This is a genomic window from Marivita geojedonensis, from assembly GCF_002115805.1.
Classification (GTDB): Bacteria; Pseudomonadota; Alphaproteobacteria; order Rhodobacterales; family Rhodobacteraceae; genus Marivita; species Marivita geojedonensis.
In genome coordinates, this window is sequence record NZ_JFKC01000040.1 from 1 (window position 1) to 15064 (window position 15064).

A 15064-nucleotide genomic window follows, 5' to 3' on the forward strand; every position below is an offset into this window, starting at 1 on the left:
CCCTAGATGGATGACCGACTTAAACTGCTTTCCCTTACTGTACTTTGTTTCTCGTAGATAATCCGATGCTGACAACGCCTTCGGGTGAAACACCACACTGCTTTAGGATGCGCTTTCGACCCTTGAACAAGTCTTTATTGAAAAAATTTGACAGGCGGCAGATTTTCTTATCGCTCTACCTTGGATTACTTCCGCAAACTCGGTTTTTCCTTCTTCCAATCGATCGCACTTTTCATTCGGACAACGCGAGCCTCCTCATTCAATTCCTTGGTGGCAGAGAACCACCGCTTCAACACGAAAACCAGCTGACTGATGTACAAGAATGGAAGAGCGAGCGTCATTGTAAGATAAACCCTTCGTAGGCGCTCGATTTGTCATATCGCAATACTGGAACAGACATGGTGTGATTACATCGAAACCTTGTCAAAATTACGGCAATTGAAAATCTCGATCCTGCGTGCCGGTCATAGTGGCGCCCCTCGTCTCCGTATCGAAAGATAGTCTTCTGGCACATAGCCAGTGACAGATGGCACATCAGCCAAAGAAACGCGGCCCCACATGCACCTCAAGACGATGGTCCCCATACACTTCCAATCTTGGCCGCGCACCGCGACAGGCACCCGTGCTCGCATGCTTTCATTATCCTTGGCGTACGAAATAACAGTCGGACTCGGTCTACTGCGATTATCGCCGCATCCATGTACTGCGTGTCGCAAATTAACATAAACCCGCAAGAACGCTCACAGGTTTACCCTAGGTCACTTCATGTGCGGTGTGGTACACTCGGCCTGCATTTACAGAAAACCGGGGGGTTAAAATGCGTTCATTTCATACAATGTGTTTTGTGCGTTCCATGGCAGTTGCTGCTGTCACTTCGATGGTGCTGATTTCATCGGCTGCCGCGTTCCCCAATATGCCCACTTTGGAATTCCCATCGACGAGTTCGTCTGACGAAACCGTCGCAACGCGGAGTTGCTCGGGCATGAGCCAAGTTTGCCCGGAGGAAAAGTAGAGCCCTCATAGGCGACAGTTTTCGACGTCGATCCACGCCAACGACAGAGGGTCGGCAAACCCCAGTCGCTATGGCCGCATTATTGGCCGCGACTTGGAACGTTGCGCTTCGGTACGAGTGGTTTGCCGCGCACGTCCAAGCTGGACAGTGTGGCAGCCCGGTCGCGACTTCACTGCCAGTCAATGAACCCTAGGAAGGGTATCCACTAGGGCAAGGACACATGACCAATAGATGAGGGTTACGGCGACGCAGTTTGTCGATAGAGACCGTTAATCACATCCGTCAGAGCGGGTCGCGGTACGACACCAGTTTCTCAGCGGAGCAGCCAAGTGCTTTAGGGAATATATGCTTGATATGGTGAAGTATCTCGCAGTCGAGCCAGAACAGATGCGCCATGGAGGATCCTGCTGCAGCCCATGAATCATGATGACCTCGCCAATGAAATCAAGCAAGAAGTGCCCGCATTCAAAGACAAACCCGTCATCCTGCAACACAGTCAGATGTCTTCGAGGAGCCCTGTACGAACAGAGGTCGCAGAGTTCGGAATGAGGCATTGTGGAGGTCGTCATAAGACACCTCCGCGAAGCACTTGCAGAAAATTGAACAAATCTTCGCCGTTTCGACCATAGAATTGACGTTTCCAGTACGTGTCAACCGGCAAACCCGTGGCGAGTAACAGCGCCATCTGTGGGTTTCTCCGTCCGGAAAGCTGTTCTAAAACAGATAGATAACATCTCCAGTACAGTCATCATTCCGGCTTCGACTTCCTTGATCGCGTAACGCCAGGTGCCAGGCGACGCATCCCTCGAAAAACAACGGGATCGATCTGAATATCGCCTCAATCCATTGAAATTGTTCAGCGAGGGAAATTTCGGAGGAAACCATGTCGATCGCTCGCTTCATACTTATTGCTGGTTTTACCGCTGCGGGAACAGTTGCCTCATCCGCGACCTTCAGCGAAATCGATGCCAACAAAGACGGAGTTCTCACTCAAGAAGAGTTTGAACAGTTTTTTGGCGAGCCTGGCATCGCTGCCTTTGAGGAATACGACATCGATGGAAGCGGAACCGTAACTTTGAACGAGGCGCGGGCCGCCAGCGAAGACAATGGATCCGATACGCCGGAAGACGATGGCGAAGGAGATGGGGATACCGAGCAAGCTGCGTCCACTGTTGTCACATTCGGTGACCTGGATACGAACGGGGACGGGGTCATCGACAAAGGTGAGATGGTCGATCATTTTGGCGGCAACGCGCCGCGCGCGCTGGCAAAATTCGATGCCAATGGCGATGGCTATGTCACGTTGAATGAGGTGAGAGCCTCGGATGATCCGGTTGGCGAAAGAGGCCGCGGTCGGAACAAGACCGAAGCGACAGAGCGGCCAGGACAGTCCGACGGCAATTCAAATGTCGCCAAGAACAACGGCCGCAGCAATCAGGCACCCGGACGCAATAGAGACCAAAACAGTGAACCCGACGAGTCAGGGTCACAAGAAACAACTTCTACATCCACGACAAACACGCAAAGCTCTGGAAGTCAGGTGACGCAATCAGGCGTCTCCAAGACCGATCAACCTTCGGGGAACACCGGCAAGAACACATCTGATCGCGGTGCAAACGCCGGAGCGAGCACTACGGATCGTGGCAACACTGCGAAGAACTCCGCCGGGACAGGAAATGGATCTCAGGGGAAACCTGACCGCGGAAACTCGGGTCAAGGCAACAACGGACAAGGAAATGCCAATCGTGGAAACTCGGGCCAGGGCAACTCAGATCGCGGAAACTCCAACGCAGGCAACAATAACGGTCGCGGCAACGGGAAAGGCTGATCAAATCATCGCTGATGCTGGCAGGTGATCGAGCCAGAAGTGATGACGAAGCATGCGCGTCTGAACGTGCATGCTTCACTATCTACCGAGCACTGCACCTTCCTTGTTCTGAGTTGACCCACGCCTTTCGCGTACGGACTAGAGAAAAATTGTGTAATGTGGAGACCTTTCACCAATGCGGAAGCCAAGAAGTCATATCGGACGAAGACTTGCGAAGTACGCTTGAGATGACGTCAGCTGAGCATTTGCTCAGAATGTTCTTTTTTTCTCATAATGTGACCCATCAACACGGTCCCGACACGCTTCATCGTGGAAAAGGGCAAGGCTTCCTGTTTTAACAGAGTGACTTGACGCAAACACTGTTCGCGAGAGGAGCCTCCTAAAGTGAATTGCACGATATCTGGATTGACTGCTGGCATTATGGTGCTGATGGGCACGAGCCAAGTGCGGGCAAATGACGATTTGAGATTCAGCTCTGAGCTTGAGATGGAAATCGGCATTGAAACAATCGTCGGCTCAGACGATCCGGATGAGGAATACAGGGACGCCTATGCGTCGGTCGAAGCATCCTTTGAATACGAACTGTCCGAGGCAATGACTAGGGTCAGGACCCATTGATTTTTGGTTGGCGGGATGATTCACGGCTCAAAAACCGAGCGGTGAACATGTCTGATCTTTTCTGGCTAACAGACGCGCAGATGGCGCGTCTTGAGCCCTTCTTCCCCAAGTCACACAGCAAACCCCGCGTCGATGATCGGCGTGTATTGAGTGGGATTATCTTCATTAATCGTAATGGGTTACGGTGGCGCGACGCGCCTGCGGATTATGGTCCGCACAAGACGCTGTACAACCGTTGGAAGCGGTGGAGCGACAAGGGTATCTTCGCTCGAATGATGACAGGTTTGGCCGCAGATCACGGAGAAAAGAAGACTGTTATGATCGACGCCACATACCTAAAGGCACACCGCACAGCGACCAGTTTGGGCGTCAAAAAGGGGGGCGTGGACGGCTGATTGGCCGGACCAAGGGCGGCATGAACACCAAACTGCACGCCATCTGCGACAGCCTAGGACGCCCGCTGAACCTGTTCGTAACCGCAGGACAGGTCAGCGATTATGTCGGTGCCCGTGCATTGATGAGCAGATTGCCCAAAGTGGACTGGCTGCTCGGAGATCGTGGCTATGACGCCGATTGGTTTCGAGAAGCGTTGAAAGAAAAAGGGATACGCGCCTGCATACCTGGCCGGAAACAGCGCACGAAACCGGTGAAGTACGACAAGCGTCGCTACAAACGGCGCAATCGGATCGAGATCATGTTCGGCAGGCTCAAGGATTGGAGACGCGTGGCAACCCGCTACGACCGATGCCCGAAGGTCTTCCTGTCAGCCATCGCTCTCGCCGCACTCGTCATTTACTGGCTATGAGTCCTGACCCTAGCGCAACGGTCTTCGCGCACTCATATTCGAAAAGCATTCACCGTGCTGAAAACGGGACAACGCCGAGCACGCGCTGGCGTCAGCGTCATTATGCACAAGAGACACTTTGAGGAGGTGAGAAGTATTTCTTTCTAAGACCGAACCTCCTACTCTGCCTGCATGTCATGGTCATTTTCACTGGGTCGCGTTTTCGGCTCTGAACTCCGGGTTCATGCGACCTTCTTCCTGCTCCTTGCCTGGATCGGCACAGCAACCTGGCTTGCCGAGGGTCCAGGTCCCGCACTTGCGAACCTCGCGTTTGTGGTCGCTCTTTTTGCATGCGTCGTGGCACATGAGCTGGGTCATGCCCTCATGGCCCGACGTTTCGGGATCCGAACGCCCGATATCACGCTGCTCCCAATCGGCGGCATGGCCCGCATGGAGCGGATTCCTGAAAACCCACGTCAGGAAATTGCAGTCGCGCTCGCCGGCCCAGCGGTGAATGTTCTGATCTGGTTGGCCCTTGTGCTGCTCTTTGGCGTGCAAGGTGATCCGTCGACACTCGTATCCCTGAATGCGACAGATCAAAGTTTTTTTGAGCGGTTGGCAGCGATAAACCTGTTCCTTGTCGTTTTTAATCTCATTCCAGCCTTTCCTATGGATGGAGGCCGGGTGTTCCGCGCGGTCTTGGCCAGTTCGATGGGGCGGGTCCGCGCCACCAGACTTGCCGCACGCGCCGGACAGATCATCGCCTTTCTGTTCGGATACCTTGGGCTTGTGGGCGGCAATCCGATTTTGATCCTTATCGCAATTTTCGTATTCATGGCCGCAATGGCCGAGAGTTCCGATGTTGAACTTCACGATCTGGTCAAAGGTGTCAGAGCGCGCGATGCCATGATCACGTCATTTGAAACGTTAACGCCAACCGACCCGCTCAGAACGGCAGAGATGGCACTGCTGAGAACAACACAATCCGAGTTTCCGGTGGTGAACACAGACGGCTCTTTGGCGGGCTTCCTGACAAAGGCAGACATCATCCTGCTTCATCAAACAGCATCACAACCCGCGACTATTGCAGATGTCATGCTCACATCTGTTCCGTCGATCAGACTGACGGATCCTCTGGAAAAGGCCCTCGATGATCTTGGACAGCCCGGCATGCCCGCGGTTGCAGTGACAGACCGGACCGGCAATTTCATTGGATACATCACACGCGAAAACATTGGCGAATGGGCCGTCCTTCGCAACGTTCCGCGATCCTGAGACATCTCAGGCTGACCAGTGCCAACTTCCGACCCTGCTGGAAAATCGCGCCATCGCAAGACCCAACGGTATGGGACGCCTGTGCAGGCGACCGCATACACTGGCACTCTCGCTCCCGCCCAATGGTGTGATATCACCATAGACGGCAACGAAAACGCCAGTGCTTCACACTCAGACGGGTTCGGATTTCGCGGACTTTGTGGCCTTCTGTGCGAGGTCAGCCGTTTCCTCCAAGGTCGCCGTCTCAGTTTTGACCGCGTGCTCAGCGCATCGAGAAAACGTCTCAAACCAATCTTGCGCATCGTCTATCATGCGTTCGGTTGATTGCTTCTGCCAATCCATCAACAGGGTCACAGCGGACAGTGGGTCTCTGGCTTCTCCAGTCGTCAACGCCCGCGCGGTATTGAGGCTGCTCTGAACAGCCTGATGCCGGCGCGCAAACCAATGGGCCGCAAAGCGTTGTGTCTCGTTCAGGATGGTATCCTGAGTGTCCCAGAACTGTTCGATCTGCGGTGCGACAAAGGGGGCAACGGACAGAGTCGCCTGCATGGATTTCAGGATCTCGGAGAAATCCGCATCGTGAGAAGGTTTGGTTTTCGTCTTTGCCATGGTTCCCTCGCTAAGGCTGACATGTTTGTGTGGCTGCGCGTCTGAGCTTCCGTGATTGACGATCCGGTACAAGCGTCAGCGGCAGCTTGATGACTTCAAACGTAGCTGAACTGTCGAACTGCTGAATTCCTGGGCACAGCTCACACGTTTCCCGATCCGCGGATCGCCTCGGGATGCGCCTCAATGAACGCATGCAGGACGCTGTAGAGTTCTTTCGCATGACCGAGATTGTCTTTGTGCAGTGCATCTCTGATGTCTTCGCAGATCATCTGCTGAACCTTCTGCGCGCCGTTGTGCAGGTGCATCATGTAGTCGGCCAGCGCAGACGCATTAACCTCGGGCAGGTTCTCATGTTCGGCAATCGCGTCGATCTCTGCGCGCGTGAGACATGTCATGTCTTCAATGTCGTCCAAAGTGATCATGAGTCCCGCTCCTCCCCGCTGCTCACCTTCGAAAGTATAGCAAATACTGGATCAAATTGGACTGATGCAGATCAAATCCCTCCGACGAGAACCGTCTGCTCGTTGCGGGAAAATAGCGGATGCCGAAGACGGGAACCCGTTCAGATCCACGTCCCTCAATGGATCCGCGGGGGCGTACCGCCCGGAGCTTGGTCATCGTTCTCGGCTTCCTCGATAGCCTCTGTGACCAGATCAAAGATCTCCTGTTCTGAAACACCGCTTTTGACGAGACCCACGACAACTTCAAAAATCAATCGGTCACTCAGACAATCGATGCAGATGCCGCGCTCTTTCGCACGCTCTGCAAGACCCGATAGTTCCTGGCTCGCGAACTCCTCGAACTCCGCGTCCCCCCAATGCACAGGTGTGTCTTCCATCTTCCCCTCCGCCGTCGCTCGATTGGTTTTCTTGGACCTATCAAGCACCTGAGCCGCGTCGCGTCCAGCGGGGCAGAGAAATCGTTGGCTAGATTCTGGTTTTTCGAAAGGATTTGGAGCCTGCATCAAACTCGTTCAGAGCCGCTCCAACGGACCGACATGCCACTAACCCAATAAGACAGTTCAGGTTTTCGACGTCAGCTGACCTTCCCAATTCGCCTAAATTCCACCAACTGCGTGTTTGGGCGGTCGCGGCGTGCGAGGCGTAATCCTCGTTTTAATGCGCACTCGCTTGGGTCTGATACGATCTGCATCTGAAACGTCTTGGGTCCTGGAAGGAAGATCGCTGTCGACGACCTCGGCGACATGTTCAACGATGACACTTGGTGAAGGTTGCAAAGTGGTTTGCTGCATCGCTCCAATGCCACGCGATTTGTTCAGAGGCGTTTGAAGAAGGAGAGACACCAGGTATTCGATGAATTCACCGGCTCCGCTTTGTTTCCAAATGGCGAAGTCATCTCCTGCTTCTATCGCCTGAAGAAGGGATACCGCGAAAATCTCCTTGAACATGCCGCCAGCCTCAGACCTCATGCGGTTGAGGACGCGCGCGCGCTCAAATTCACTCTTCAATTTGTCAAACTGAGTCACCAAAAGAATGTTGTTTCCGTTTGTGGATCCGGCGACTTGATCCCACATCGCAACCTCAGACTGGCGCCACGCTTGGGTCGCATGGGTGCACCAGACGACGCAGTCAATCAGCGCCAGAGATGGCTCCCACTCTACCGCTTTCATATTGGGATCAGAGATGCCGGGCGTATCTATGATATCGCAAACCTGGAGTATGTCGGCGCGGCGATACAGTTTGATGAATTCAATGTTTTCCAAACAGATATCATTCAAATTCCTCAGATCGACCGTGACTTCCGATCCATTCTTGGAGACCGCATAAGAAGCTGGTTCACCCCACGTGATCCATACCGGAGGGAGGCGCGTGGCTGTGACCTTCATGGGGAGCGGCGCTTCGCCCAGAAGCAGGTTCGACAACGTGCTTTTTCCGCTGCTGAACTCTCCCATCAGCGCGACGCGCGGTTTGCGGGACAGCAGACTTCCTGTATTTTGATTTCCGGTCATTGGCGCCCTCCGTTATCCAGCAAGCGGTTGAAGAGTGGAAAAGGATTTCTCGAGCAATTTTTGAGCCTCCAAGTCGGCCTCGGTCAAAAACAGGTCTGCGGCTGTCGATGACTGCTCGGTGTTCGTCAACAGCTCTGACAGTATCCCTCTCTGTCCATCGAAGAAGTCTCTGAGTGGCCGTAGTGCGTTTTGTTTTATGAGGTCTGTCTGCTCGAATTTCAGCTGCCGCATCAGATGTTCCGTCTCAGCCACAACCAACTCATTGAAACGCGCTGAGATGGAAGCCTCGCCACGCAATCGCCGCCACCAGAGCGACCACCAACTGTCGTTGAAGTCCAAAACAATCGTCTGACCGAGAGCCGCGGGCGGAGGGATGTCCGGAGGAATGGGCACGCCGATTTGAACGCCGTCCACAACGTTGCCGAAGGCTCTGTAAAGCAGCTGGGCAATTTCTTCGACTGCCCGCTCATAGCGTTTCTTGGACACGGACTGCACTTTTTGACCCATTACTCTGTATGCAGTTCGCAACTGGACCCTCAGACGTTCCGGGTTGAAATCCCAGATGGCATGAGACCCGCTGCGCTTTACTGCTGTCAAAAAAGAGCGCGAGGAGGCATCAACAAATGAATCCCGCGCTCTGTCCGCACGCAAACAAAATGCGGAAACGATTGTTCCTATCTCAAACTCCAGTGCAGACATATTGTTCTGCAGGATCCGCTCGAATTCGCGCTCGACATCATTTTGATCAACGGGAGCGCCCTGAGCGGTTCCAGAAATCCTGACTTGATTTGAAGCCTTTTGCGCCGAAGCAATGTTTACGGCAGACATAGCCATGTTTTGAACAAAAGGTTCACCTGTATTCTTGACGATGCGATCTGAGATCGCTTTGAACAGAGTGGGCACACCCGAAAGATGCCAAACCATCTCACTGGCGGATTGGCGTTCGGCTCCCGGCGTTATGGATACCTCTGACCATTGTAACAACGCGCGCGAACTATCATCTCCCAAATCATCCAATTGATGCGAGAGAACCTTATTCGCCCAGTGGGCGCTGCCGAATATGATCTCGGTCTCATGAGACTGATGCTGACGGCCAAATGTTTCGCGCAGACTCGCTTCAATTTCGGGAATCTGGTTTTTCGGATCCTTCAGTTCGTCAATTCTGTTCACAAAAACAATAACTTCTCGGGAACTGATGTTCGAAATCAGCTTGATCAAGCCCAGATCCACGGTGGACAGGGCTTGGCTTGCAGACAACACGACGACGCATAGTTTGCTGTCCCGAATTGCCCGGATTGTCACCTGCTCTCGCATCAAGAACGTGTCGTTGACACCTGGCGTATCTCGTAGACACAATCTGAAAGGAATGACTGGAGACGCCAAAAATAGGTCTGCGGCCCGCGTTATATCGGCGTACTGCCCCTGTCCGGAGTGAGACTTCGCGTGATCGTTTCCAAGGTGGACGTCACCAGAGCAAATATATCGTTCTAGCAGATCCTTGCTTAAATGATCGTATTCGTGCGTCTGCCCCATAAGGACTTCAAATTTTGCGCCAAGCCTTTGATGAGTTTTTTTCTGAAGATCCTCAATTTGCGTTCTGATTTTTTCCAGATCAGTCGCAGCTCCCGCCCGTTCCGCCAGTTCTCCAAGCCTACCGCCTGAGCGAATGAGGCGATCCCAGTCCTCTTGGGACATGAATTGGAAGCGCGCCGCAGTCGCGGGCAAATCCTCCACTGGCCTCACATGCAATGACGTAACGACTGAAGTCCACGGATTCACATCTGACGGCAGGAGATCTGGCAGCCCGACAAGTGCACTCACCAATGACGTTTTGCCCGACTTGACTTGACCCAGAAAAGTAATCGACGGCTCAAACTCCCGCACCGTCTTTTTCAGTCTGCCCAGCGATTTTGCGTTTCTATCGCCCGTCACAGTTGCAAGAACACCAACGGCAGCCTCCAAAGAAGTAAGCCGCTGGGAAAACTCCAAAAAGCCCTCCAAACCGGTTTTGAGGAAATCGGCGTCTGTTTCTTCGGTGACCCCGAACTTGGGCTCGAAGCTGGTTTCAGCATTCATAGGATTTCATCCCACCTGAATTGGAACATGCGTGCCCCATCTTGCATGTCCCAGATGACGCATAGAAATCAGCACGCATATTTCGCTCACAGGAAATGACCATTTCGATCAAAGCACCCCTTCAGAAAACAGGTCTGGTTGACTCGCGTTGTTTCCACCGGTTTTCACACATTGTGACGTCTTCTCCGGGCCAATCCGCGCGATCCTGTTCGCATGAGTTCAATTCGAGCTTGATCACACAAACCGCGAAATTGTCTTGATACGGGTCATCCAAATCCTTGATGCCGGTCAAAAGCTCCTGGCCGATTGCACTTGCTTCTTTGGCTTGGTTTTGGAGCAGTATTTGCGAAATCTGATCGTCATTTAGAAACTGCAAACCGTCGCTCGCTGCGATGATAATGTCCTGATCCATCAGTTGAACGGGCGTGTCGCAAACATCGACTTTGGCAACGTCTCGACCGATGATCGCAGAGGTCAGACAGTTTCCGTTTTCCATTTCTGTATCGTCATCATGGATCAAGCCTTTCTCCACCAAACGGGCCATTTGGTGTTTAAGGTTATGGATCTCATTCAGAAGGAACAGTCTGCCCCGTCGAAAGAGATAGAGAGGGGAGTCCCCGATGGACAACCAGAACAGTTTACCCTTTACGATGACAGGCGAGAGCAGCGTGCTTCCCATCCCCTGCGTTTCTGGCCGAAAATGAATATACTCACTCACGCTGGCATTTGCGAACATTGCCGCATTCACCAGAACGTCACCCACACTGTTTTCGATCAGATTAGCGAAATCAGAATTGGCTTTAATCTTGTGAAAAACCTCTGACACGACGATTTCACTCGCGATTTCTCCGGATGTATGTCCGCCCATGCCATCTGCGAGAACGACAAAACCAATTCCTGAATCGCTGCAGAATTCGGAGGCAATGGCGTCCTCCTGCTGCTGTCGGCACCCCTTGTCCAAAACGGTCGCCGTGTCAAAGCGGAAGCCGTCACGGTAGTTCACGAGAGTTTCCCGTGTTCTGCTTGTCACCCCAGGAGAAACCCTCTCCACAGAACGGCATGAATCGAAGCGTCGTTTCGCCAACACGAATGATGTCGCCCGGCAACATCTCTTCCGTACTCAAGACCGGTCGGTTGTTCCGGCGAACGATATTCGCTTTTCCTCCGTGTCCAATATAGAACGTATTCTGCTCGGCATCGTAGGCGATGGCGGCATGATTGAAGCGGGAAATCGTGTCATCTCCGAAATCGAGCCGGATGTTCTGGCTGTCAGCCCTACCGATTTGATTGACGCCTTGAGACAGCTGGAAGGAATGACCGCAGCCCGGTCCATCGACGACAACCATCCAACCCACAGGAAATCGCATGTGTTGATCTGGTTGCGAGGGATTCAGCCCTGAAATGGGATCGCTTGATGTGGGGTCGATCGCGAAACCCAGAAGGCGGGTTTTCATCCGAGCACCGCTGTCCCGACCTGAACGATCGGTTGGCGCATCTGGGCCGTTGCCCTCGAGGGCTGGACTGTTGCTTTCATCAGCAACATCGGACTCTTCCGAAGCATGCGGAGAAACCGCGTGTATCCGCGCTACCGGCGGGGACTCGGACGACAAAAACTTCGAACGCGCACGCAAGGGAAGCGGAACGGAGTTCGCAACGGCCTCCGCATCGCCGTTTCTCGTCCTATTCCTTTCAACTGGCGGAACGACCCTCCCGAGCAAGTTGTCTGATTTGTCTTTTTGTTCTGGAGTTTCTGAAGGCGAAGCACTGTCGCCGGGGATCGACAAATCGGGGATCGCGGACACGCCCAGTATCGGTTCTTCTTCCGCTTCTGCTGATCCAAAGTCGTCGCCGAAATCGAGGTCTTGTGTGGGCAACTCCATCTCTTCACGTAGATCAGTGCGGAAAACGCGTGTCCTCGAGAATTCGGCACCGCTCGCGAGTGATTGGGCCTCGGCCAACAGTTCGGCGTCCTGATCACAGGAGTCTTCCGGGCCGTCGAACTGATCACCAACTGACAAATCCGAGAGCTCTTCGGACAACTCAAGAGTGTTCGTCTCCATCCCGGAGAGCACAAACCTATCCGCAGGCGACGCACCATCGTTGGTCCTGCCCGTGCCATCCGACCTTTGCGCAGCCGACAACTGTTGATGATTTTCGATGATGTCTCGAATAAAGCGCATTCACATTCCTTTCAGCGTGTGATCACGACGTGTGAATTCTGTGAGGGCGAAAAAACCAAGAAAGAAGCATCGATACGGCACTGCTTCGTGCGGCATGTTCTTTTCGTACTGTCGATAAATCCGTGTCGATCTCCGACTCGTTTTCATGGTCAGCCTCTCGCGCCGCCAAGAGAGCTTCCTGCTCGCGCATCCACGCGTCGACATCGTCGATCGGGTTGCCGAATATATCGACCAATTGCTTGGCAGGCGTATTCTTGCGCGACGGATGCAGAACCAGTCTTTCTGAACTTTGATTCTTGGTCGGCTTTTTCGGACCTGGCGTCTTTACGGCTTCCGCAACATCTTTGTTGGTCGCCTCGACAAGTGCCGCAATCGAACCAACAAGTGACTCCGCGAGCTCCACGTCTGGAACGCATTCGTGTGACGCTTGAAGAGTGGAGCCATTCAGGACATCCAGCCAAGCCTGCGCTGACTGCAGACGATCCTTCTGCGAGATCGACAGGCATGTATCGATGGCCTGCAAAAATGCCGGGTCAAATGGTAGTTCTTGATCGCTCAATCGCACATATGGATCGAGCTTACCTGACGCGATAAGCGCCACCCGGTTTTGACTATCCGGCGGCGCTTCGCCGCTGACGAGATGATAGAAAGTGGCCGCCAGCGAGTACAGATCGCTGGATGCCTGCTGATCTGCCTCGGTCAGATAGAACTCGTGGGGTGAGTACCCGTCTTTCACGGCCAGCAACGAAGTCAGCGCCCGGTCCTGACGAAGGAAATTGTCGCGGGCAGCCCCGAAATCGATCAATGTGACGCGCCCGTGATGATCAAGCATGATGTTGTCGGGCGAGATGTCTCGGTGCAGGATCCCCAGCTCGTGCACATATCGCAAAGCATGAAGAGTGTCGGTAAGCACCTTTTCCAATGTGTCCGGCGTAAGTCTTTCCGGGCAGTCTTCGAGCAACGTCAACAGGTCCACGCCCTCGACATAGTCCATGGCCATGTAGGCCGTGCCGTTCTCTTCGAATACCTGGTGCACATTGACGATGTTGGAATGCTCCAATCTCGCCAACCGACGTGCTTCTTTCAGGAAGTTACCGACAACGGTTTCGAACTTTTCCTCATAAGCGGCCGATCTGGGCCGTACCGCGTCTTGAACACGCACGCAGAGAGCTTCAGGATAGCATTCCTTGATGACAACTTGCCGCTGCAAGCTGTCCTGAGCGCGATACGTTATCCCGAACCCACCTTCCTGCAGGACTCCTTCCAACCGGTATTGACCGCGGAGCAGGTTCGTACCCGCCGGAAGCTCCTTTGACCCCACGGCTCTTTCAGAAGCAGGGACTCGCGATACATCAACCGAGCTGTTCTCGACGGGGCGTGATTTCTTTGCGAACCCTTGCTCGCTCTGGGAATAACCGACGGCATGAGTGCCAAAAAACGAAGTCTGACCTCGCACAAGGTGGAGAGGCCGATCAGGATAGTCGTTTCCAAATGCAAGCATATTATGCATCACACGCACCTTCGCCTGAGTGACAAGCCAAGATGATCACGTCCTTCAGATAGTTGGTGAGCAACCTCCAACATGCGATACCGGACGATACACGCGCAGAGACATCGAGAGCCGCCGAGCGCATCTCGATTTCCCCAAACATGTAAATGTCCGCTGAGCGACTGACCATAAACCCTTCGTTCCCAATTTCTTAATATCTTGAGGAAGAAGTGATGATGATCAAAAGGAATAATGACTTTCACTCAAACTAAGTAAAAAGATAGGCGAACGCACCAAAAAGGAGGGCATGATAACCGCCCAAAGGTAAGAAATTGCTGCAAAAATCCCAAAGTTGCCACTTTCGACAAGATGATGCCACATTCTGCCGAATCATCTTCGAGTGAAAATTTCCGCAAGTGCCTCAAATGCTTTCCTGAGATTCTTGAATGACTGGGTCTTTTTTAGACTAAGCACTTGCTCACCAATCTTCATCCTACAAAGCCAACCTGTTCGCGCCGCGCAAAAGCCGAATACTGTTCACCTTGTCGCCATTTTTCGACACCAGAATTGTGGCACTCGAATGAAGCAAAGAGGCTTGCGATGTCAGCGCTTGCAATGACGCCACCGCCGGTCGGGCGGTCTGATACGACGGTCAAAATGACGTTCAGGGAGGGACGCATCATCGCCAGTGAGCAATCCGGCGATAAAGTATTATTGATCGTGACGGAGTTGGCACTCTGCCTGGTTGGCGTCCTTGCGCTCATGTGTGGCACGTTGTTGATTTGGTTTTCCTTTCAGCCGTTGACCATCAGTCTTGTTGCTGATCCCCTTTGGTCCGGTGCCAGCCTCATCGCTGTGGGCCTGGGGCTCTACGCGTATGGCACACGAGGTTTTAATCGGCAGGTGATTATCAACCTATCCCGTCGAACGGCTCAATTCGGCAGGGTGAATTCAAGCGGATCGCGTCGCATCAACCGCACTGTTCCTTTCGAAGAGATCAAGAGCCTCTATGTTCAAAAGTCGTCTGATAAAGCAGGTTCCGCCTCCCTCATGATGCGTGTCGGAAATCGATCAGAGCCTTATTGCGTACTGACAGGTCGTGACGATCAGCTCCGTGAGTTGCATGGCCAAATATGTCGAGCGCTTGGGACAAAAGGATAGATCACCAATCATGGCAGATAGTCGCGAAGAGTGATTTCAGGCGGTTTCTCAACTGCCTTAGGG

General features: G+C 53.3%; 13 protein-coding genes. 5 read left to right on the forward strand and 8 right to left on the reverse strand.

The features are described 5' to 3' along the window. Nucleotides 1–1895 precede the first annotated feature (1895 nt). The 4 genes from MGEO_RS20185 to MGEO_RS20200 all read left to right on the forward strand — a co-directional run bounded on the left by MGEO_RS20185 (nt 1896) and on the right by MGEO_RS20200 (nt 5517). Nucleotides 1896–2840, forward strand: a complete 945-nt coding sequence (locus MGEO_RS20185; protein WP_085641543.1) for an EF-hand domain-containing protein — start codon at nt 1896–1898, stop codon at nt 2838–2840. A gap of 429 nt (nt 2841–3269) precedes the next feature. Further along, nucleotides 3270–3458 carry a hypothetical protein gene (locus tag MGEO_RS20190; RefSeq protein WP_233140038.1) on the forward strand — a complete coding sequence of 63 codons (189 nt, stop codon included), beginning with the start codon at nt 3270–3272 and terminating at the stop codon, nt 3456–3458. 47 nt (nt 3459–3505) lie between these two features. Then, nucleotides 3506–4263, forward strand: a protein-coding gene (locus tag MGEO_RS20195; protein WP_106299248.1) for an IS5 family transposase whose coding sequence is annotated in 2 segments (ribosomal slippage) — nt 3506–3827 and nt 3827–4263 — 759 coding nt in all. Because the reading frame shifts where the segments join, the coding sequence is not laid out codon by codon here. Nucleotides 4264–4434: 171 nt separating this feature from the next. Next, complete coding sequence (locus tag MGEO_RS20200) at nt 4435–5517, forward strand: site-2 protease family protein (protein ID WP_085641545.1); 1083 nt, start codon at nt 4435–4437, stop codon at nt 5515–5517. 171 nt (nt 5518–5688) lie between these two features. Here MGEO_RS20200 and MGEO_RS20205 read toward each other — a convergent pair whose 3' ends face one another. The 8 genes from MGEO_RS20205 to MGEO_RS20240 all read right to left on the reverse strand — a co-directional run bounded on the left by MGEO_RS20205 (nt 5689) and on the right by MGEO_RS20240 (nt 13861). Further along, a complete protein-coding gene (locus MGEO_RS20205; protein ID WP_085641546.1) occupies nt 5689–6126 on the reverse strand; it encodes a hypothetical protein in 438 nt (145 codons plus the stop codon). A 140-nt stretch (nt 6127–6266) separates the two neighbouring features. Then, a complete protein-coding gene (locus MGEO_RS20210; RefSeq protein WP_085641547.1) occupies nt 6267–6548 on the reverse strand; it encodes a hypothetical protein in 282 nt (93 codons plus the stop codon). 155 nt (nt 6549–6703) lie between these two features. Then, nucleotides 6704–6964, reverse strand: a complete 261-nt coding sequence (locus MGEO_RS20215; RefSeq protein ID WP_085641548.1) for a hypothetical protein — start codon at nt 6962–6964, stop codon at nt 6704–6706. Nucleotides 6965–7183: 219 nt separating this feature from the next. Then, a complete protein-coding gene (locus tag MGEO_RS20220) occupies nt 7184–8095 on the reverse strand; it encodes a dynamin family protein (RefSeq protein WP_085641549.1) in 912 nt (303 codons plus the stop codon). A gap of 12 nt (nt 8096–8107) precedes the next feature. Then, complete coding sequence (locus tag MGEO_RS20225) at nt 8108–10171, reverse strand: dynamin family protein (protein ID WP_085641550.1); 2064 nt, start codon at nt 10169–10171, stop codon at nt 8108–8110. Nucleotides 10172–10292: 121 nt separating this feature from the next. After that, on the reverse strand, nt 10293–11174 hold the full coding sequence (locus MGEO_RS20230; RefSeq protein ID WP_158091067.1) for a PP2C family protein-serine/threonine phosphatase: 882 nt from the start codon (nt 11172–11174) through the stop codon (nt 10293–10295). Then, entirely contained in the window at nt 11161–12351 is a 1191-nt protein-coding gene (locus MGEO_RS21805; protein WP_085641552.1) for an FHA domain-containing protein, read from the reverse strand. The genes MGEO_RS20230 and MGEO_RS21805 overlap by 14 nt, the downstream gene beginning before the upstream one ends. A gap of 22 nt (nt 12352–12373) precedes the next feature. Beyond that, nucleotides 12374–13861: a serine/threonine protein kinase gene (locus MGEO_RS20240; protein WP_085641553.1), complete on the reverse strand. Its 1488-nt coding sequence runs from the start codon at nt 13859–13861 to the stop codon at nt 12374–12376. Nucleotides 13862–14440: 579 nt separating this feature from the next. Here MGEO_RS20240 and MGEO_RS20245 point away from each other — a divergent pair. Further along, nucleotides 14441–15001 carry a hypothetical protein gene (locus tag MGEO_RS20245; RefSeq protein WP_085641554.1) on the forward strand — a complete coding sequence of 187 codons (561 nt, stop codon included), beginning with the start codon at nt 14441–14443 and terminating at the stop codon, nt 14999–15001. Nucleotides 15002–15064 lie beyond the last annotated feature (63 nt).

Excerpts from the sequence above, each read along its gene's own strand:
- MGEO_RS20245 (WP_085641554.1), top strand. The coding sequence starts at position 14,441 with ATGTCAGCGCTTGCAATGACGCCACCGCCGGTCGGGCGGTCTGATACG.
- MGEO_RS20240 (WP_085641553.1), bottom strand. The coding sequence starts at position 13,861 with ATGCATAATATGCTTGCATTTGGAAACGACTATCCTGATCGGCCTCTC.
- MGEO_RS20185 (WP_085641543.1), top strand. The coding sequence starts at position 1,896 with ATGTCGATCGCTCGCTTCATACTTATTGCTGGTTTTACCGCTGCGGGA.
- MGEO_RS20190 (WP_233140038.1), top strand. The coding sequence starts at position 3,270 with ATGGGCACGAGCCAAGTGCGGGCAAATGACGATTTGAGATTCAGCTCT.
- MGEO_RS20215 (WP_085641548.1), bottom strand. The coding sequence starts at position 6,964 with ATGGAAGACACACCTGTGCATTGGGGGGACGCGGAGTTCGAGGAGTTC.
- MGEO_RS21805 (WP_085641552.1), bottom strand. The coding sequence starts at position 12,351 with ATGCGCTTTATTCGAGACATCATCGAAAATCATCAACAGTTGTCGGCT.
- MGEO_RS20205 (WP_085641546.1), bottom strand. The coding sequence starts at position 6,126 with ATGGCAAAGACGAAAACCAAACCTTCTCACGATGCGGATTTCTCCGAG.
- MGEO_RS20225 (WP_085641550.1), bottom strand. The coding sequence starts at position 10,171 with ATGAATGCTGAAACCAGCTTCGAGCCCAAGTTCGGGGTCACCGAAGAA.
- MGEO_RS20200 (WP_085641545.1), top strand. The coding sequence starts at position 4,435 with ATGTCATGGTCATTTTCACTGGGTCGCGTTTTCGGCTCTGAACTCCGG.
- MGEO_RS20220 (WP_085641549.1), bottom strand. The coding sequence starts at position 8,095 with ATGACCGGAAATCAAAATACAGGAAGTCTGCTGTCCCGCAAACCGCGC.
- MGEO_RS20210 (WP_085641547.1), bottom strand. The coding sequence starts at position 6,548 with ATGATCACTTTGGACGACATTGAAGACATGACATGTCTCACGCGCGCA.